We start from the raw sequence: 19,816 nt of genomic DNA on the forward strand, positions 1-19,816 counted from the left end.
GATCGGGCGACCCTAGGCTGGTGGCGACATGGCGCACCACGACCTCTTCTCCCACCCCCTCGTGCTCCGCCGGGCCCGGGTCGACAGGGTCACCGACGTGACCCCCCGGATGCGACGCGTGACCCTGACCGGGGACCAGCTCGGGCTGTTCCACGACGGGGAACACCTCCATCCGCCGCTGGCCACCCCGGCGTTCGACGACCACGTCAAGCTGGTCTTCGCCTCGGACGGCGACGTCGCCGCCGCCCTCCCCGTGCAGCGCGCCCGCAGCATCGACTGGCCGGTCAGCGAGACCCGGCGGGGCCGCGACTACACCCTGCGCCGCTGGGACGAGGTCCGCGGCGAGCTGGACCTCGACTTCCTCCGGCACGGCGACGGGCCGGCCGCGGCATGGGCCGAGCGGGCCCGCCCCGGCGACGAGCTCTGGTTCGCCGGGCCGAAGTCGTCACTGATCGTGCCCCGCGACGTCGACTGGGTGCTGCTCGCGGGCGACGAGACCGCGTTGCCCGCGATCGGGCGGTACCTCGACGAGCGGCCCCTCCCGGTCCCGGCCCGGATCGTGATCACCGTGGCCTCGGACGATGCGCGGCAGGACCTCCGGCTGGGGCCGGGCGACCGGATCGACTGGGTGTGCACCGATCGGCCCGAGGATCTGGAGCAGGCGGTCCGCGGGGTCGAGTGGCTGCCGGGCAGGCCCTTCGTGTGGGTCGCCGGGGAGTGCCGGTCGCTGCTGCCGCTGCGCAGCTGGCTGCGCCGCGACCGCGGAGTGCCCGCGTCGCACACCAGCATCACCGGCTACTGGCACGCCTCGGGGACCCGGGTCCCCGCCGTCCGGACCCTGCTGGACCCGATGCCGTGGCTGGCCGCCCGGGCCCTGGACCAGCTGGGCGTGCTGGAACTGCTGGACGGCGAGGCCACCGACCACGACACGCTCGCCGAGCGGGCCGGGGTCGCGGTCGCGGACCTGCGCACGCTCACCGGCTACCTCGACCACGCGGGCGTGCTGGACGACGGGCCGGACGGGGTACGGACCAACCGGGCCACCGAGGAGCTGCTCGGCTCCGACAACCTGCGCGAGGATCTGCTCGGTGACGGGCTGCCCGGTCGGACGCTGCGGGCCGCGATCGACCTGGCCGCCGCCATGCGTACCGGGAGCAGCGGGTGGCGGAGGGTGTTCGGTCCCGGGCTCGGTGCGGCCGTGGCCGGCGAGATCGGGCTCTACGGGGACCGGATGCAGGACGCCGGTTCGTTCGCCTACGTCGCGGCCGGGCTCACCGGGATACCGGCCTGGGGCGGCGACGTCGTGTTGCGCGGTCCGGGCGCCCCGTCGCTGGCGCGGGCCGCGCTGGCCCGTCCGGGCGGTCCGGGTGCCGGGCTGCAGATCTGCACCGCAGGGTCCCCGGGGGAGCTCCTGGCGGATGCGGCGCGGTCGCTCGGGCTCGAGGCCGCGGCCGAGCCGGGACCGTGCGACCTGCTCGTCAGCACCCTGGAGCTGGAGCACCGCGACGACGGCGAGGTCGTCGACCTGCTGTGGGACCTGCACCGGGCGAGCTCCCGGGTGGTCGTGGTCGACGCCGTGACCCGGACCGGTCCGGCCGGACTCGCGCACCGCAGGCAGCACGACCTGCGCCAGCTCGTCACCACCGGCACCGGGTCCCGGGACGCCACCCGCTACGCGCAGCTCGCCCGCCGGGCCGGCTGGGAGGTCGGCGCCACCACCGCGCTGGGCTGGGACTACGTGGCCCTCGACCTGATCCGCTGAGGCGCCCCGCCGCCCTAGTCCCACTCCAGCGAGCCGCCGGTGCGGTACTCGGTCACCCGCGTCTCGAAGAAGTTCTTCTCCTTGCGCAGGTCCATCGCCTCGCTCATCCACGGGAACGGGTTCTCGGGCTCGCCGAACAGCGGCGCGATCCCGATCTGCTCGGCCCGCCGGTCGGTGATGAACCGCAGGTACTGCTCGCACGACCCGGCGGTCAGTCCCAGCATCCCGCGCGGCATCGTGTCCCGGGCGTAGGCGACCTCCAGCTCGCACGCCTCGTGCAGCATCCCGCGGATCTCGGCGACGAACTCGTCGGTCCACAGGTGTGGATTCTCGATCTTGATCTGGTTGATGCAGTCGATGCCGAAGTTCAGGTGGATCGACTCGTCGCGCAGGATGTACTGGTACTGCTCCGCGACGCCGACCATCTTGTTCCGCCGGCCCAGCGCCAGGATCTGCGCGAACCCGGTGTAGAACCACATCCCCTCGAAGATCACGTAGAACGCGACCAGGTCGCGCAGGAACGCGCGGTCGTTCTCCGGCGTCCCGGTCCGGAAGTCCGGATCGGACAGTGCCTGGGTGTAGCGCAGCGCCCACGCGTCCTTGTCGGTGATCGACGGGACCTCGCGGTACGCGTTGAACAGCTCGCCCTCGTCGAGCCCGAGCGACTCGCAGACGTACTGGAAGGTATGCGTGTGCACGGCCTCCTCGAACGACTGGCGCAGCAGGTACTGCCGGCACTCCGGGTTGGTCAGGTGCTTGTAGACGGCGAGCACGATGTTGTTCGCGACCAGCGACTCCGCGGTGGCGAAGAAGCCGAGGTTGCGGGTGAGCATCAGGCGCTCGTCGTCGGTGAGGCCGCCGGGGGTGCGCCAGAGCGCGATGTCGGCCTGCATCGCGACCTCGGTGGGCATCCAGTGGTTCGCGCAGCCGGCCAGGTACTTGTCCCAGGCCCAGTGGTACTTGAGCGGGAGGAGCTGGTTGACGTCGGCGCGGGCGTTGATCATGCGCTTGTCGTCGGCGTCGATCGGCGCGGCGCCGCGGGCGATCTCGCCGAGGCCGGTGGTGTCGGGGTCGTCGGCGGTGTCGGTGCTGTGCTCCACAGTGGTCACTGGCAGGCCTCGCAGTCGGGGTCGTCGATCGAGCAGGCGGCGGCGGGATCGAGGTCGAGCTCCGTGCCGGCGGTCGGCGCGGTGCCGGTCGCCGGTGCGGGCGGCGGCGTGGCCGGAACGGCGGCCGCCGGTGAGGGGGCGGTGCTGGTGACCGCGCCGCCGCTGGGCACGCCGGTGAGCCGCCCGTCGGTGCCCTTCAGCGTCGACTTCTCCACCGACGTCGCCGCCCGCGTCCGCAGGTAGTAGGTGGTCTTCAGGCCGCTGCGCCAGGCCAGCCGGTAGAGCTCGTCGAGCTTCCGCCCGCTCGGCCCGGCCAGGTAGAGGTTCAGCGACTGCGCCTGGTCGAGCCACTTCTGCCGGCGCGACGCGGCCGCGACCAGCCACCGCGGCTCGATCTCGAACGCCGTCGCGTACAGCTCCTTGAGCTCGGCCGGCACCCGGTCGATCTCGGCCAGCGACCCGTCGAAGTACTTCAGGTCCGAGACCATCACCTTGTCCCACAGCCCGCGTTCCTTGAGGTCGCGGACCAGGTGCGGGTTCACCACGGTGAAGTCGCCGGACATGTTGGACTTCACGTACAGGTTGAGGTGGATCGGCTCGATCGACTGCCCGACCCCGCAGATGTTGGAGATCGTCGCGGTCGGCGCGATCGCCAGCACGTTGGAGTTGCGCATCCCCTGGGTGCGGACCGTGTCCCGCAGCCCGTCCCAGTCCAGCCTGGACGACCGGTCGATCTCGAGCTCGCCGGGGCCGCGGGCGTCGGCCAGCAGCTGCAGCGAGTCGATCGGCAGGATCCCGCGGCTCCACAGCGACCCGCCGAAGCTCGCGTAACGGCCGCGCTCGGCGGCGAGGCCGGACGACGCGGAGATCGCATGAAAACTCAGCAGCTCAGCGCTCTGATCTGCGAACTCCACGGCTGCCTCGCTGCCCGGCGCGATCCGCTGCAGGAACAGCGCGTCGGAGAAGCCCATCATCCCCAGCCCGACGGGCCGGTGCCGCAGGTTGGACCGGCGGGCCTCCGGGATCGTGTAGAAGTTGATGTCCACGACGTTGTCCAGCATCCGGACCGCCGTGGTCACCGTGCGACGGAGCTTGTCGGCGTCCAGCGCGGTGCCGTCCCCCACCCGCCCGACGTGCGCCGCCAGGTTCACCGAGCCGAGGTTGCAGACCGCGACCTCGCCGTCGTCGGTACCGGCGTTGGTGTTGAGCGTGATCTCGGTGCACAGGTTCGACGAGTGCACCACCCCGGCGTGCTGCTGCGGGCTGCGCAGGTTGCACGGGTCCTTGAACGTGATCCACGGGTGCCCGGTCTCGAACAGCATGGTCAGCATCCGGCGCCACAGGTCCACCGCGCGGACCGTCCGGTGCACCCGGATCTCGCCGCGCTCCGCGGCCGCCTCGTACTCGGCGTAGCGCGCCGCGAACGCGTTGCCGTAGAGGTCGTGCAGGTCCGGCACCTCGTCGGGGGAGAACAGCGTCCAGGTCGCGTCGGCCTCCACCCGGCGCAGGAACTCGTCGGGCACCCAGTTCGCGGTGTTCATGTCGTGCGTGCGCCGGCGGTCGTCGCCGGTGTTCTTGCGCAGGTCGAGGAACTCCTCGATGTCGACGTGCCAGGTCTCCAGATAGGCACACGCCGCGCCCTTGCGCTTGCCGCCCTGGTTCACCGCGACGGCGGTGTCCCCGGCGATCTTCAGGAACGGCACGACACCCTGCGAGACGCCGTTGGTGCCGCGGATGTGCGCGCCGAGCCCGCGGACCGGGGTCCAGTCGTTGCCCAGCCCGCCGGAGTACTTGGCCAGCAGCGCGTTGTTCCGGTAGCCGCCGAAGATCGAGTCCAGGTCGTCGTCGACGGTGGTCAGGAAGCACGACGACAGCTGCGGCCGGGTGGTGCCCGAGTTGAACAGCGTCGGGGTGGAGGCCATGAAGTCGAAGCTCGACAGCAGTTCGTAGAACTCGATCGCCCGGGCCTCGCGGTCGACCTCGCGGACCGCCAGTCCCATCGCGACCCGCAGGAAGAACGCCTGCGGCAGCTCGAACCGGACGCCGTGCTCGTGCAGGAAGTAGCGGTCGTTGAGGGTCTGCAGCCCGAGGAAACCGATCTGCAGGTCGCGCTCCGGGCGGATCGCGGCGGTGACCCGGTCCAGGTCGAACGTCGCGAGCTCCGGGTCGACGAGCCCGATCGCGATCGCGTGCCGCAGGTAGTCCTTCGTGTACGACGGGTACTGCTCGGCCATCGTCGCCTGGTCCGGCGTCTCGGGAGTGCCGGTGAGATGCGAGACCGCCTCGGCGCGCAGCCGGTCCAGCAGCAGGCGGGACGCGACCAGCGAGTATCCCGGCTCCCGCTCGACCAGCGTCCGGGCGGCCATGACCAGGGCCTGGGCGAGCTCGTCGGTGGTGATGCCGTCGTAGACGGTGCGGTCCAGTTCGGACAGCACCGGGTCGGCCTCGACATCGTCGATCCCGTCCAGGGCCTCGGCGAGCACCGTCTCGACCCGCTTCCGGTCGAGCGGGGCCCGGGTGCCGTCGGGCCGGGTGACGTGCACGACCGGAGCCGTGCTCTCGTCGGCGTCCCCACGGGCCTGCGCGTGCTGCTCCCGGTAGAGCACGTACGAGCGGGCGACCTTGTGGTGCTCGCCGCGCATCAGCGCGAGCTCGACCTGGTCCTGGATCTGCTCGATGTGGATCACCGGGTTCGGGTGCCGGCTCAGCGCGGCGACGACCTGCTCGGTCAGCCCGGCGACGAGAGGGTGCAGCCGGGACGACGACGCCCCGGAGCTCCCCTCCACGTCCAGGAACGCCTTGGTCACGGCGACGGAGATCTTCGAGGCGTCGAACGCCGCCTCGGAGCCGTCGCGTCTGATCACCCGGAGAGCGGGTGGGGCGGTGATGGTCACGGGCTCTCTCCTCGCGAGTCGCCGTCGGTCCGTGACCGTGCGCGAGAAGGAGACCCGGGGACACGCGTGCCCGCCGCAGCCTGGCGCCCTCCCGCGGGGCCCGGAGCGCGCGCACCGGCGGTACGCGCACCGGTGGCAGGTCTTCGGACTCACGGGCCCAGGCGCTTCGCGCCTGTGAGTACTTTTCGTTGCCGGAGCCACGAAAAGTACTCACAGGCGGCGGAGCCGCCCACCTACTGACCGTCGCTTCCCGGGAGTGTTCCCAGTGCTGTTGACGGCGGTCGTTCCCGTTCACCGCTGCGGGGCAGTCCCGGATTCGCACCGGGTTCCCTCTTGCCTCACCGGCCCGGGCGGGACGGTGAACCACCAGCACGGCCGACACTACATCTTGGGTCGGTCCCCATTGGAGGCCCCTACCTGTCCGGTTCTGGGGTCGAGATCGTCACACGCCGTGAAGGGTGCTGGTCCGGTGCGGTGGGGGGTGCGCAGTGTCGCGAGCCGACACTTGCGTGGGGTGACGATCATCGCGGCCCCGAGGGTTCAGCCGGCCGCCCGTCCGGTGTCGGAGGCTCGGGGGCCGGGCGTGAACACGTGCTCGTCCAGGGCGGCGGGGCACTCGGCCGTCCCCGGGCCTCCGGCGCGCACCCACACGCCGACCGTGTCGGCGGTGGCGACGTCGAGCACGTGGCGCAGCCACACGGGCCGCGCGCCCGCCCGCCGGGCGTCCGGGGCCGGGACGACCACGACGACGTCGGAGTCGGAGCACGGACCGAGGCACTCGCTGGTGCGCAGCCGGGCGTGGCCGTCGGTGCCCGCGGCGAGCCGGTCCAGCACGGCGGCGTGGTCGACGCCAGGGTGTCTCCGGCCCGAGCCACAGCAGCAGCCGCGGCAGACCGTCACGGCGGGGAGTGCGGGCACGGTGCGGAGGCTACGTGACACATGAGGGGCTGTTCAGGTACGAGGTGATTTCTCACGCCGCAGGTGGCGAGTGGCGGCCCGGGGTCGCGGGAACCCTCTGTGCGGCCGAACCATCTGCGAAGGGAACGAGCATGAGCCACCACGTGCTGGAGGCCGCGCACGTCGCCGCGCCCGCGGCGGTCGTCGAGAAGCTGCACGACGCCGAACGGGCGAGCACCGCCTGCGCCTCGGCGATGGCCGCGCTCGGCGGCATGGAGCGGGAGGTCCTGCTCGCGCTCGACTGCGCGGACATGTGTGCGGCGGCGGCCCGGGTGCTCGGCCGCCGGGAGGGTGACCGCTCGGTCTCCGAGGCCGCCGCGTCGGCCGCGGTCATCGCCTGCGAGGCGGCGTCGACGGCCTGCGCGGCGCACGCGGACCATCACGAGCACTGCCGTCTGCACGCGGAGGTCACCCGGGAGACCGCGGCGCTGCTCCGGGAGTCGTCGGTGACGGCGTAGGGCGTGTCTCCCTGCCCGGCGCTGCCGGGAGCGGCGTGGGGTCGGGATCCTCGCCGAGATGCACGTCAGGGCGATGTGTCGATCTCGCGAGCGCCGTGGGGTGCATCTCGGCGCGGGTCCCGGTGGCGCGTCAGCCGAGCCGGGCGCGGTGGAACCGGGCCCAGGCGGCGGTGTCCGGCCGGGCGGCCTCCACGCCGGTGAGGTCGGCGGAGATCCCGACGTGCTCGGGGCAGTCCGACCAGGCCGTCGTCGAGTCCCGCAGCAGCACCTGCGCCCGCCGCAGCGCGTCCGCGCGGACCGCGTCCTCCGGGGTGCCGGCGGCCGTGGCGAGCAGCTCCGCGACGTCCGTCCGCGGCGCCTGCTCCGCCTCGGCGGGCGGTTGCGCGATGCCCCGCAGATGCAGCGGGATCGGCTGGGCGCCCACCTTGCGGAACGCGAGTCCGCCGGCGGCGTCCGGGTCGTCCGGCAGCCGGATCTCGGTGCGCAGGCCGATCTCGTCGAGCTGCTCGGCGACCAGCGGCGCGGCCAGGTTGGACAGCGGGTCGAACGGGTCGAGCCGCAGCGGGACGACGGCGTCGCCCACCCCGGCCGCCCCGACCAGCTCGCGGGCCCGGGCGACGTCCCGTTCCACCGGCGCCAGGCCGTCCGGGTGGTGGGCCAGACCGGGCCCGTACAGGTCGTCGCCGGGGTCGCCGAGATCCAGCAGCACCCGGCGGACCAGCACCTCGCGGTCGATGCCCAGCCGGACCGCCTCGCGCAGCCGCGGGTCGTCGAACGGGGTCGCCGGGCCGTCGGGCGCGCCGTCCTCGGGGCCGCCCAGGTCGCCGCGGCCGACCGCCCCGGGTGGACCGCTGCCGGTCTCGAGGAACCGGCTCGCCGAGCCCGGCGCGGACAGCACCTCGACGGCGATCCGGCTCAGCATCCGCCGGACGCTGTGCGGGAACAGGTCGTGCGCGTAGGCGACGTGCCCGTCGATCAACGACTGGTAGCGCTGCTCCTCGTCGTCGTCGACCAGGAACTCCAGCTCGGACGACGCGGCCGGGCCGTCCCAGTGCCCGTCGTGCCGGCGCAGGATCTCGGGCGCGGTGTCGTCGACCCGGAACGCGCCGGACCCGACCGGCCGGTCCCCGCGGCCGTCGCGCACCACGCCGGTTCCCGGCGCGCCCAGGACCAGCGGGAACAGGAAGTCCGGCGCGCCCAGGACGAGCTCGAGCTCGGTCGGGGAGACCGCCCGGCTCGCGGTGAGGTCGACGTTCGCCAGCAGCGGCGCGGCGGTCGCACCGCTGGCCGGATCGGCGACCCGGGTCAGCGACGCCAGCGCGTCGGCGGCGGTGAGCGGCGCCCCGTCGTGCGCGACGGCCGGCCGCAGCCGGACCCGCCACACGGTGCCCGTCGGGTCCGGCTCGACCGACTCGGCGAGGTGCGGCACCGCGCTCATGTCCGGTGCCCACGCCATCAGGGTGTCGGCGACGGCCACCGCCCGGGCCCGGTCGACCGCCCGCGGGACGAGGTGCGGGTCGGGCACCGCCAGCGGGCCCGCGCCGGCGAACGCGACCCGCAACCGCGGCGCCACCGTGTCCGCCGGAGCCCCGCAGGCCGCGAGCGCCGGGATCCCGGCCAGTGCCGCGGCGGCACCCGTGGCGCGCAGGAACGAGCGTCGGCTGAGCGGGGGCACGGGCACAGAATGCCCGTTCCGGGTGACAACCGGATGGGGTGGGTGGATCTTCGGTGCGCTCAGCCGGGCCGCCTCGCCTGGAACCGAGTGCCGACCACCGCGAAGCCCGCCCGCAGGTACCAGTCCCGTGGCCGGTCGGCGACGTCGGCGGACAGCGCGACGAGGTCGCACCCGTGCTCGGCGGCCAGCTCGCGGGCCCGGGCTAGCAGCGCCCGGCCGTGCCCGCGACCGCGGTGCTCCGGCGCGGTGTCCATCCCCTCGACCCAGGCCGTCGCGCCGTCCCGCCGGAGTGTCGCGGCCGCGACGACCGCTCCGTCCTCGACCACCGCGAGCAGGTGCACGGCCAGCACCCGGTCCTCGTCGCCGGTCCGCTCCACGAGCTGGGCGAGCTCGTCGGGTCCGAACCCGGCCGGGTCGGTCCCCCACGCGGATTTCCGGAACTCCCGCACGTCGTCCAGGGCGACCTCGGACACGACCGCGGCCGCGCCGGTCGCGTCCCGCCCCGCCGGTCCGGCGAGCAGCTCGAGCTCGTGGACCTCCCACCCCGCGGCGGTCAGGTCGGTCGCGAGCTCGCGGGCGCCCGGGCCGTTCAGCAGCGCTGCCGCGGGGAGTCCGTGCGCGGTCAGGGTCCGCTCCGCCTCGGCGACGAGGGTGTCCGAGTCGGACAGGTGCGCGCGGTCGATCAGCAGCCGGTTGTGCACCCGCGACGCCGGGAACGTCGCGGTCCGGATCGCGACGCCACCGGTGACCGGCTCCTCGGCGTCGGCCACCCGGCGCAGCATCGACGGCTCGAAGTGGGCCGCACGGAACCCGTCGTCGTCGGGCACCGGCGGCTCCGGCGCGGTGAACCCGTCCGGGCCGGGCCGGTAGGGCAGCACCGCCCGGACGGCCGGGACCGGGATCGGACCGTAGGCGTGCGGGAAGACCATCGACGCCGGGTCGGTCGGGACGCCGGGCTCCCAGCGCACCTCGACGCCCGCGGTCTCCAGTACGGCCGGATCGACCACCAGCAGGATCATGTCGGTCCGGCCGGCGAACAGGCGCTGTGCGGGCAGGGCTACCTGGTCGGAGGTCGACAGGTGCACGAAGCCCACCTCGTCGAGCGACGCCGGCGCGATCCGCCCCGCGTCGAGCCAGGACCGCCATTCGCCCGGGGTGCACAGGTGGAGCAGGACCGCCGGGGCCGGATCGGGTTCGGGAGAGGTGTCCACCGCCATGGGTGCAGCATGCCCGCCCGTCCGAACGGACGGGCGCAATGACGGAGCCTTGATTTCCGGCACCGGGTGCCAATACCGTCCGATCCGCTGCCCACGCCGGCCGGCGGGGGCGGTTCCACCTCTCTCGTCACAGAGCCGATCCCGCGGAGGTAGTCCCATGGACGAGCAGCGCACCGAGGAACCCCTGGTCGAGGAGACCCTCGTCGAGGAGGTCTCCATCGACGGCATGTGCGGTGTCTACTAAGCCCGTCGACACCGCGGTGCCGGGCACGAGCCCGGACGGCGCCGCGGGGTCGTTCGACCCCGCGGCCCCGTACCGCGTCAGCGAGAGCGTCTCGCTGCGCCCGGAGCCCTTCGGCGCCCTGGTGTACGACTTCGTCACCCGCAAGCTGTCGTTCCTCAAGACCCCGGAGCTGGTCGAGGTCGTCCGTGGCCTCGAGCACCATCCCGACGCCCGCGCCGCGGTCGAGGCGGCCGGTGTCCCGCCCGCGCAGCACGAGGCCTACCTGCGAGCGCTCGCCGGGCTGCTGCGGTCCCGCACGATCGTCGCCCGCTAGACCCCCACCACCGCGATCCAACGAGGTGTGCCCGTGAAGCTGGTCGACCACTTCCAGTACGGCCTGAACTCGCCCATCTGCCTGACCTGGGAGCTCACCTACGCGTGCAACCTCGCGTGCGTGCACTGCCTGTCCAGCTCGGGCCGGCGCGACCCGCGTGAGCTGACCACCGCCGAGGCCAAGGCGGTGATCGACGAGCTGCAGCGGATGCAGGTCTTCTACATCAACATCGGCGGTGGCGAGCCCACCGTGCGGCCGGACTTCTGGGAGCTCCTCGACTACGCGATCGCGCACGACGTCGGGGTCAAGTTCTCCACCAACGGCGTCAAGCTCGACAAGGCCCGCGCCGCGCAGCTGGCCGCGACCGACTACGTCGACATCCAGATCTCCATGGACGGCGCGACGGCCGAGGTCAACGACCACGTCCGCGGCCCCGGCTCGTTCGACACCGCGATCACCGCGCTGGAGAACCTGGCCGAGGCCGGGTTCACCGCACCGAAGATCTCGGTCGTCATGACCCGGCAGAACGTCGACCAGCTCGACGAGTTCAAGGCGATCGCCGACAAGTACGGCGCCCAGCTGCGGATCACCCGGCTGCGCCCGTCCGGGCGTGGCGCCGACGTCTGGGACGAGCTGCACCCGACCCAGGCGCAGCAGAAGCAGCTCTACGACTGGCTGGTCGCGCACGGCGACCAGGTACTCACCGGCGACTCGTTCTTCCACCTCTCCGCCTATGGCGAGGCCCTGCCCGGGCTGAACCTGTGCGGCGCGGGCCGGGTGGTGTGCCTGATCGACCCGGTCGGCGACGTCTACGCCTGCCCGTTCGCGATCCACGAGAACTTCCTGGCCGGGAACGTCCGTGACGCCGGTGGCTTCGGGGAGGTGTGGACGAACTCCGAGCTGTTCACCGACCTGCGCAAGCCGCAGACCGGCGGGGCCTGCTCGTCGTGCGCGCACTACGACTCGTGCCAGGGCGGCTGCATGGCGGCGAAGTTCTTCACCGGCCTCCCGCTCGACGGCCCGGACCCGGAGTGCGTGCAGGGCTACGGCGAGCAGATGCTCGCGGCCCGTGACGCCGGGACCGTGATCCCGAAGTCCGATGTGGACCACTCGCGGTCGGCGCCGCGGAACTCGCGGACGCCGAAGCAGCCGACGATGCTGTCCCTGGCCCCGCCGCCGCGCCGGCCGGACCGGGCCTGCGACGAGAACCCGCTCGCCGGGTTCGCACCGACGTCCGCTTCCCCGCAGGTACCGGCCGTTCCCGTAGCCGGGAGCTGAGACGGACCTGCTGACGGGGCCCGTCGACCTGCGTGGTCGGCGGGCCCCGTCGCGGGTGCTGTTCGGGCCGCACGAGACGAACCTCGGCAACGCGGCCCGGGAGATCACCGACCGGCACGTCGCCTACTACGCCGCTCGTGCGGCCGGGGGTGCCGGCCTGGTCGTGGTCGAGCCGGCGTCGGTGCATCGGTCGGACCACCCCTACGCCTACGCGCCCGCCGCGTTCGGGGCCGGCGACCCGTCGCGTGCCTCGCCCGACCCGGGCGCCTCGTCCCGCCCGGACGCACTCCGGATCCCCGCCGAGATACGTCTCAGCGGGAGTTGTCGATCTCCGGAGCCCGATGAGGCGTATCTCGGCGGGGACCGTCCGGGCACGGACGATCCGGTGAGGGGAGACCTGGCGCCGGGGTGGGCGGCCGTCGTCGCCGCGTGCCGGCCGCACGGGGCCCTGGTGCTGGCCGGTCTCGCGCACGCCGGCGCGCAGGGATCGACGGCGCACTCGGGACACCCGCTGTGGGGGCCGTCGCCGGTGCCGGACGCGGTGTCCCGGGAGACCCCGGTCGCGCTGGACCGGGTGGGGATCGACGCCGTCGTGCGGGGGTTCGCCGACGCAGCCCGATCCGCTGTGGACAACGGTGTGGACGGTGTGGAGATCTCCGCCGGACAGCACTCCTTGCTCCGCCAGTTCTGTTCCGGGCTGACCAACCACCGCGCCGACCGCTACGGCCGGGACCGCTCTCTCCTGCTGCGCGAAGTGCTCGCCGCCGTCCGGGAGGCGATCGGCCCGGAACCGCTGCTGTCGCTGCGGCTGTGTGTCGACGAGTTCGCCCCCTGGGCCGGGATCACCCCCGACGACGGCCTCGCGCTCGCCCGGCAGGTCGCGCCGAGGGTGGACCTGCTCGTCCCGGTCGTCGGGAGTGGGCTGTCGGTCGGGGCGACCCGGCCCGACCTGCACACCCCCGAGGCCTTCCTGCGCGCCCGATGTGCCGAGGTGCGCAGGGCGGTGGACGGCGCGGCGCTCGTCGTGCTGGCCGGGAGCGTCGCCTCGCCCTCGCTCGCCGAGAAGGCTCTGAGCTGCGGCGACGCCGATATCGTCGAGATGACGAGAGCGCAGGTCGCCGATCCGGATCTGGTGGCGCTCGTCCGGGCCGGTACCCCGGAACGCATCCGGCCGTGCACGCTCTCGCACGCGCTGGCCGCGGCGCGGGATCCCCGAAACCCGGTCGTCGGCGACGAGCTGGAGCCGCGGGCCGGGCACGAGACCACCGATCCGGAGATCGCGGAGCGGACGATCGTGGCCCGGACCGCGGCCCCGGTGCTCGTCGTCGGGGGCGGGCCTGCGGGGCTGGAGGCCGCGCGCACCCTGGCGCTGCGCGGACACCCCGTCGTGCTGCACGAGCGTGCGGACCGGCTCGGCGGGATGCTGCACGCCGCGGCCGTGCTCCCCGGCCGGGCCCGGATGGCGCTGCCGATCGCCTGGTGGCAGCGGGAGCTCGCGCGTCTGGGCGTCGGGGTGCGTCTCGGGTCCGCTGTGGACGACGAGATGGTCGCCGCCGCGCAGCAGCGGGGTGAGACCGTGCTGTCTGCGACCGGGTCGCGGGCGGCGTCCGTGGAGTACCCGGTCGACGTTCCTGTGTGGACCGCTGCCGAGCTGGCGGCCGCGGTCGCCGGCTTCGGCGATGCCGTCGCGGACGGCGCGCCGCACCACGGGGTGGGTGAGGGTGACGGCGTCCATGGCGGGCACGGTGTCTCCCCGTCCGCGCGGGCGGTGCGCGTGGTCCTCGCCGGGTCGGGTGTGCCGCACGGCGGCCCGGTGCTGGTCCGCGACCCGCTCGGGGACTGGACGGGTCCGGGGCTCGCCGAGCTGCTCGCCGTCGCGGGGTACCGGGTCACGTTGTCCACACCGGACGCCGTCGCCGGGCACCAGCTGGGCCGCTGCGGGGACCTGGCCCCGGCGAACGTCCGGCTGGAGCGGGCCGGTGTCGTCCGGGCGCTGTCCACCGAGCTGAGAGATGTGCGCGACGGGGTCGCCGAGATCGTCGACACCCACACCGGTGAGACGACCCGGGTGGCGTGCGCCGCGGTCGTCGACTGCGGCGCCCGGCTGCCGGAGTGCGCGATCCCGGACGCGGACGGGCGGTGGAGCGCCGGTGACCGGGTCGCGCCGCGGACGCTCGCCGACGCCGTCCGGGAGGGGCGCCGGGCAGCGCTCGGCATCGCGTCGGCCGGGCGGGTCGCGGCGTCCGATCACCACGGGAGGCAGCAGGCCGGGACCGTGCCGGACGGGAGCGCGCGCCACCGGGAGTCACCCTCGCGCGCCGTGACCGGCGGGCACGTGCCGGGCCGGGGTGGCCGTGCCACAGGGTCCGGCGCGCCCGTCGCGGCGGGCGAGTCGCTGCGCCTCGGCCGTCGCGAGCTGCGCAACCGGATCGTGTTCACCGCGCACCTGACCGGGTTCGCCGAGGGCGGGATGCCCACCGCGCGGCACGCGGCGTACTACGCGGCCCGGGCGGCGGGCGGCGCCGGACTCGTGATCACCGAGGAGCACGCCGTCCACCCGCACGACCGGCCCTACGAGCGGTTGATCCGCGGCCACGACCCGGCCGTGCTCCCCGGCTACCGGGCGATCACCGACGCGGTGCACGCGCACGGCGCCGTCGTGCTGGCCCAGCTCAACCACAACGGTGCGCAGGGGTCCGGGATGTACTCCCGCGAGCCGGTGCCGGGGCCGTCCCCGCTGCCGGACCCGATGTTCCGCGAGGTCGCCGCCGAGCTCGACTCCGCGGGCATCGCCGAGATCGTCGCCGGGTTCGCCGACGTCGCCGCGCGTTGTGTCGCCGGCGGGTTCGACGGCGTCGAGCTGCAGTGCTCGCACGCCTCGCTGCTGCGGCTGTTCCTCTCCCCGGCCACGAACCGGCGCACCGACGCCTGGGGTACCGACCGGGCGACGCTCGTGCTCGACGTCGTCGCGGCCGTCCGCGAGGCGATCGGGCCGGATCCGGTGCTGGGCCTGCGGATCGGTGTCGACGAAGGGATCCCCGGCGGCATCACCCCGGCCGACGGCGCCGACCTCGCCCGCCGCCTCGTCGCGACCGGGCAGGTCGACCATCTCAACACCTCGATCGGCGTCGCGACCTCGACGCTGCACCTGATCGAGCCGTCCATGCACACCGCGTCCGGGTACGCCGGCCATCTCGCCGCGACGGTGCGCCGCGCGGTGCGTGCGGCGGGCTCGGACACACCCGTGATCGGCGTCGGGCGGTTCACCACGCCGGAACAGGTCGCCGGGGCCCTGGAGCGGGGGGAGTGCGACCTGGTCGGCGTCGCGCGCGGGCAGATCGCCGACCCGCACTTCGCGGCGAAGGCACTCGCCGGGACCCCGGTGCGGAGGTGTGTCGGGTGCAACCAGGACTGCATCGGCCGGGTCGGGCTGAACCTCCCGCTGACCTGCGCGGTGAACCCTGCCGCCGGACGCGAGTGGCTCGCGGAGCCGGCCGTCCGGACGCGGGAGCGCCGCCGGGAGAGCCCCGCGCCGGTCCGGCCCGTCGCAGCCGCGGGATCGGCCGGCCTGGCGGGGCGCCCGGGTGTCGCGGGGCCCGCGCGCCGGGTGCTCGTCGCCGGGGCCGGACCGGCCGGGCTCTCGGCCGCCGCGTCGCTCGCCCGCCGCGGCCACGACGTCCTGCTCTGCGAGCGCGCGGAGACCCCCGGCGGCCGGCTGGCCCTCGCCGCCGGCGCACCCGGCCGGGCCGAGCTGGCGCACGTCGTCGACGACCTGCTGCGCGAGGCCCGCGACGCCGGGGCGCGGATCCGGTTCGGGACCGCCGTCGACCGTGCGTTCGTCGCCGCGCACGGGGCGGACGAGGTCGTCGTCGCCACCGGGGCGCGCTCGGTCCCGCCGCCGTGGGACCCGGAGGGGCTGTCCCTCGGGGCCGGCGACGTCCTCGCCGGCGCGACACCGCCCGACGGGCCGGTGCTCGTCGTCGACACCTCGGGGTTCCACGACGCGACCTCGGTCGCCGAGCTGCTCGCCGCCCGCGGGCACCCGGTCGAGATCGTCACGCCGGCGCTGGTCGTCGGGCAGGACCTCGGCCTCACCCTGGACCGCCCCGGGTTCCGCCGGCGGGCGTACGAGGCGGGGATCCGGTGCAGCACCGACCGCGCGGTGCTCGGGATCACGACCGGTGGGACGGTCGAGCTGCTGCACCATCCGACCGGCCGGACCGAGCGGCGGGAGGTCGCGGCCGTCGTCGTCGCGTCGTACACAATGGCGTGCACACGGCTGTGGACCGAGCTCGGCGGCGGGCCGTGGACCGTGCACCGGATCGGCGACGCGTGCGCGCCGCGGCGGATGAACGCCGCGATCCGTGAGGGTGCCGAGATCGTCCCGACCGGGTCTTGACCTGAAGTGAACTCTAGATTCTAGCGTCGGGAACCATGCACACGGAGACACCCACGACCCCGGAACGGGCAGGCCCCCGCGAGTGGGCGGGCCTGGCCGTCCTCGCCCTGCCGCTGCTGGTGCTCTCGCTCGACGTGAGCGTCCTCTACCTCGCGGCGCCCGCGCTCTCGGCCGACCTCGCGCCGTCGGCCACCCAGCAGCTGTGGATCCTCGACATCTACGGCTTCCTCATCGCCGGGTTCCTGATCACGATGGGCACCCTCGGCGACCGGATCGGCCGGCGACGCCTGCTGCTGATCGGTGGCGCCGCCTTCGCGGTCGCGTCGGTGCTGGCCGCGTTCGCGCCCACCGCCGAGCTGCTGATCGCCGCCCGCGCGCTGCTCGGTGTCGCCGGGGCCACCCTGATGCCGTCGACCCTCGGGCTGATCAGCACGCTGTTCCCGGATCCGAACCAGCGCCGGTTCGCGGTCGCGGTGTGGATGACGACGTTCTCGGTCGGGGTCGCGATCGGCCCGCTCGTCGGCGGCGCCCTGGTCGAGGCGTACTGGTGGGGCGCGGTGTTCCTGGTCGGCGTGCCGGTGATGGTCGTGCTGCTGGTGCTCGGCCCGTGGCTGCTGCCCGAGGAGCGCGGCAGTCGCAGCGGCCGGCTCGACGCGGTCAGCGTGGCGCTCTCGCTCGTCGCGATGCTCCCGCTGGTGTACGCCGTGAAGAACACCGCCGCCTACGGCCCGGACCTGCGGGCCGGGGCCGCGGCCGTCGTCGGTGTGCTCGCCGCGGTGCTGTTCGTGCGACGCCAGCGGCGGCTGCCCGATCCACTGCTCGACGTCGCGTTGTTCACCCGGCCCGCCTTCACCGCGGCCGTCACGGTGCTGCTGGTCTCGCTGCTCGCCGTCAACGGGCTGTTCTTCGTCCTGCCGCAGTACCTGCAGCTCGTGGCGGGCGCGTCGCCGCTGGTCGCGGGGTTGTGGATGCTGCCGCTGGCGGGCGTCACCGTGGTGGGGTCGCTGGTCACGCCGGCGCTGGCCCGGCGGTTCGGGGTGCCGTCGGTGGTCGCGGTCGCGGCCGGGTTCGGCGCCACGGGTGGGCTCGTGCTCTGGCTGGTCGGGCTCGACGGGTCGACCGTCTCGGTCGTCGCGCTGGTCACCGGCACCGTGCTGTGGCTGAGCCCGATCGGGGTGCTGGCCACCGACCTGGTCATCGGGTCGGTCCCGCCGGCCCGGGCCGGCTCCGCCGCGTCCATCTCGGAGACGGCGGGGGAGCTCGGGGTGGCGCTCGGCGTCGCGGTCACCGGGAGCGTGCTCGCCGCCGTCTACACCGGACGGCTGGTCCTGCCCGAGGGGCTGTCCGCCGAGGCCGCCGCGCAGGCCCGCGAGGGGCTCGCCGCGACCGCGACCGTCGCGGAGACCCTGCCCGGCGACGCCGGGGCCGCGCTGCTCGCCGCCGGCCGGGACGCGTTCACGGCCGGCTTCTCGACGATCGGGTTGGTCGCGGCGGGGCTGCTCGCCACCGTCGTGGGGCTCGCGCTCACCGCGCTGCGCCGCACCTGAACCGGAACGGAGATCCCGTGCTGCTCGCGGACCTGACCTGGACCGATGTGGACACCGGCCGGCGTACCGTGCTCGTGCCGGTCGGCTCGACCGAGCAGCACGGCCCGCACCTGCCGCTGGGCACCGACACGCTCGTCGCGTCCGTCGTCGCGGCGGCCGTGCACGACGCCGATCCGGCCCTGGTGCTCGCGCCCGCGCTCCCGTACGGGGCCGCGGGCGAGCACGAGGGTTTCCCCGGCACGGTGTCGATCGGCGAGGAGGTCCTGCACCGGGTGCTCGTCGAGTACGGCCGTTCCGCCTGCCGGTGGGCGGCCCGGCTGGTGTTCGTGAACGGGCACGGCGGGAACGTCGGCGCGCTGCGGTCGGCGGTGACCCTGCTGCGCGAGGAGGGCCGCGACGCCGCCTGGCTGCCGTGCGCGGCGCGGGTGCCCGGCGTCCCGGCCGACGCGCACGCCGGACGGATCGAGACGTCGCTGCTGCTGCACCTGGCGCCCGACCGGGTCCGGGCCGACCGGGCGGCCGCCGGGGACACCCGGCCGCTGCGCGAGGTGCTCCCCGGGTTGCGTGCGCGCGGGGTCGCGGCGGTCAGCCCGAACGGGGTGCTCGGGGACCCGGCCGGGGCGAGCGCGGCCGAGGGGCGGACGATCCTGGACGCGATCGCCGCCGACGCGTCGGCGGCGATCGCGGCCTGGGAGCTCGACCCCCGCTGGGGAAAGCTGCTCCCGCCCGGCGCCGCCCGCTGACGCGCGGGACGCCCGGTGGGTGCCGCGCGGTCCGGCGCGACCCGGTGAGGGGTACGTGAGGGCTGTGGGGCGGGCCGTCGAGAGCCCTCAGGTACCCCTCGGTGATCGTGGGGCGGGGGCGCCGGTGCTGCGCCCCAGGAGCAGCTCGGTGCCGATCCTGGTCACCTCGGCCGGGGCCGGGGTGCTGCCGACCAGCGCCGCCGCGGCGGCCCGGCCGAGCTCCTCCAGCGGCACCCGCAGCGCGGTGAGCAGGGGGCCCGAGCCGTTCCCGCCGACCGCGGCCAGGTGGTCGACGGCCGCGACGCTCATCCGTCCCGGCACCTCCACCCCGCGCTCCCGCAGCCCGATCAGCAGGCCGAGCGCGATGTAGCTCGAGTAGGCGACGACGGCGGTGACGTCGTCGTCGAACGGCCAGTGCGCCGCGAGCCGCAGCCCGGTGTCGAGGTCCGGGCTCTCCGACCCGACGACGTCGAGGCGCCCGCCCGCGGTCCGGACCCGGTCCTGGGCCGCGTCGATCCGCAGCCGGTCGAGCGACGAGCCGTCCGGCCCTCCGACGTAGCCGATCCGGCGGTGCCCCAGCTCGAGCAGGTGCGCGGCGAGCAGGCCCACCCCGCGCGGGGTGTCGGCGACGTAGGCGGGCAGCTCCGGGACCGGCCGGTCGATCACCGCGAGCGGGATCCGGGTGGCGAGCTCCCGGAGCCGCTCCTCCGGTGCGCGCGGGGTGACCAGCAACACCCCGTCGGCGTGCCCGAGCAGGCTGGCGGCGAGCTCGACCTCCCGGTCGCCGTCGGACGCCGAGGAGATCAGCGCGTGCCCGCCGGAGGCCGAGAGCTCGCGCTGCGCGCCGGCGAGGATCGGTCCGAAGTAGGGGTTGGTCAGCGACGGCACGACCATCGCGACGGTGCCGGTGCGGCCCGTGAACAGGGCACGAGCAGCCGGATTGAGGCTCAGACCCATCTCCGCGGCGAGGCGCTGCACCTTCTCCCGGGTGCCCGCGGCGACGAGGTCGGGGCGGCTCAGCGCGCGCGACGCGGTCGACTTCGAGACACCGGCGGCCCGGGCGACGTCCTCCAGCCTGATCACTCGCCGAGTCCCCCGCCCTCGATGTTTCCCCGCCGTAAATCCCGTTCGAGTGGATTGCGGCGCCGTGCCGGGCAACTGTAGCGTCCCGCCGCAACCGGTTGCAGCAACCGGTTGCACTCAGTGAGGGATCGGAGACG

General features: G+C 74.6%; 14 protein-coding genes and 1 riboswitch. Of the genes, 8 read left to right on the plus strand and 6 right to left on the minus strand.

The genetic code is table 11. The annotated features are described in order from the left end of the window. Positions 1–28: 28 nt before the first annotated feature. On the plus strand, positions 29–1,762 hold the full coding sequence (locus WIS52_RS07530) for a siderophore-interacting protein (RefSeq protein WP_349297415.1): 1,734 nt from the start codon (positions 29–31) through the stop codon (positions 1,760–1,762). A gap of 14 nt (positions 1,763–1,776) precedes the next feature. Here WIS52_RS07530 and WIS52_RS07535 read toward each other — a convergent pair whose 3' ends face one another. The 3 genes from WIS52_RS07535 to WIS52_RS07545 form a co-directional block, all read right to left on the minus strand. Then, positions 1,777–2,871, minus strand: a complete 1,095-nt coding sequence (locus WIS52_RS07535; RefSeq protein ID WP_349297416.1) for a ribonucleotide-diphosphate reductase subunit beta — start codon at positions 2,869–2,871, stop codon at positions 1,777–1,779. Then, entirely contained in the window at positions 2,868–5,765 is a 2,898-nt protein-coding gene (locus tag WIS52_RS07540; RefSeq protein ID WP_349297417.1) for a ribonucleoside-diphosphate reductase subunit alpha, read from the minus strand. The genes WIS52_RS07535 and WIS52_RS07540 overlap by 4 nt, the downstream gene beginning before the upstream one ends. Positions 5,766–5,882: 117 nt before the next feature. Beyond that, positions 5,883–6,148: riboswitch (cobalamin riboswitch) on the minus strand. A 157-nt stretch (positions 6,149–6,305) separates the two neighbouring features. Next, positions 6,306–6,683, minus strand: a complete 378-nt coding sequence (locus tag WIS52_RS07545) for a hypothetical protein (protein ID WP_349297418.1) — start codon at positions 6,681–6,683, stop codon at positions 6,306–6,308. A gap of 131 nt (positions 6,684–6,814) precedes the next feature. On the opposite strand from WIS52_RS07545, the gene WIS52_RS07550 reads away from it, so the two are divergent. Next, positions 6,815–7,180 (plus strand): hypothetical protein, encoded by a 366-nt coding sequence (locus WIS52_RS07550; RefSeq protein WP_349297419.1) that lies wholly within the window; start codon positions 6,815–6,817, stop codon positions 7,178–7,180. Between the two features lie 130 nt (positions 7,181–7,310). On the opposite strand, the gene WIS52_RS07555 is transcribed toward WIS52_RS07550, so the two are convergent. Together WIS52_RS07555 and WIS52_RS07560 are read right to left on the minus strand one after the other, a co-directional pair. After that, positions 7,311–8,855 (minus strand): ABC transporter substrate-binding protein, encoded by a 1,545-nt coding sequence (locus tag WIS52_RS07555; RefSeq protein WP_349297420.1) that lies wholly within the window; start codon positions 8,853–8,855, stop codon positions 7,311–7,313. 59 nt (positions 8,856–8,914) lie between these two features. After that, entirely contained in the window at positions 8,915–10,072 is a 1,158-nt protein-coding gene (locus WIS52_RS07560) for a GNAT family N-acetyltransferase (RefSeq protein ID WP_349297421.1), read from the minus strand. 157 nt (positions 10,073–10,229) lie between these two features. On the opposite strand from WIS52_RS07560, the gene mftA reads away from it, so the two are divergent. From mftA to mftE, 6 genes are read left to right on the plus strand one after another with little or no spacing between them, the layout of a single operon-like run. Then, the gene (gene mftA, locus WIS52_RS07565; protein ID WP_349297927.1) at positions 10,230–10,316 is read left to right on the plus strand and encodes a mycofactocin precursor MftA; all 87 of its coding nucleotides are present in this window, start codon (positions 10,230–10,232) and stop codon (positions 10,314–10,316) included. After that, positions 10,306–10,629 (plus strand): mycofactocin biosynthesis chaperone MftB, encoded by a 324-nt coding sequence (mftB, locus tag WIS52_RS07570; RefSeq protein WP_379612134.1) that lies wholly within the window; start codon positions 10,306–10,308, stop codon positions 10,627–10,629. Before mftA ends, mftB begins: the two co-directional genes overlap by 11 nt. Positions 10,630–10,662: 33 nt before the next feature. Continuing rightward, positions 10,663–11,907, plus strand: coding sequence for a mycofactocin radical SAM maturase (gene mftC, locus WIS52_RS07575; RefSeq protein WP_349297422.1), 1,245 nt, complete (start codon positions 10,663–10,665; stop codon positions 11,905–11,907). A 55-nt stretch (positions 11,908–11,962) separates the two neighbouring features. Next, positions 11,963–16,306 carry an oxidoreductase gene (locus WIS52_RS07580; protein WP_349297423.1) on the plus strand — a complete coding sequence of 1,448 codons (4,344 nt, stop codon included), beginning with the start codon at positions 11,963–11,965 and terminating at the stop codon, positions 16,304–16,306. A gap of 35 nt (positions 16,307–16,341) precedes the next feature. Next, the gene (locus tag WIS52_RS07585) at positions 16,342–17,853 is read left to right on the plus strand and encodes an MFS transporter (protein ID WP_349297424.1); all 1,512 of its coding nucleotides are present in this window, start codon (positions 16,342–16,344) and stop codon (positions 17,851–17,853) included. 17 nt (positions 17,854–17,870) lie between these two features. After that, positions 17,871–18,596: a mycofactocin biosynthesis peptidyl-dipeptidase MftE gene (gene mftE / locus WIS52_RS07590; RefSeq protein WP_349297425.1), complete on the plus strand. Its 726-nt coding sequence runs from the start codon at positions 17,871–17,873 to the stop codon at positions 18,594–18,596. Between the two features lie 87 nt (positions 18,597–18,683). Here mftE and WIS52_RS07595 read toward each other — a convergent pair whose 3' ends face one another. Next, the gene (locus WIS52_RS07595; RefSeq protein ID WP_349297426.1) at positions 18,684–19,679 is read right to left on the minus strand and encodes a LacI family DNA-binding transcriptional regulator; all 996 of its coding nucleotides are present in this window, start codon (positions 19,677–19,679) and stop codon (positions 18,684–18,686) included. Positions 19,680–19,816 lie beyond the last annotated feature (137 nt).

Origin of the sequence: Pseudonocardia nematodicida (assembly GCF_040105385.1) — a bacterium.
In the GTDB taxonomy this organism is placed as follows: Bacteria; Actinomycetota; Actinomycetes; order Mycobacteriales; family Pseudonocardiaceae; genus Pseudonocardia; species Pseudonocardia nematodicida.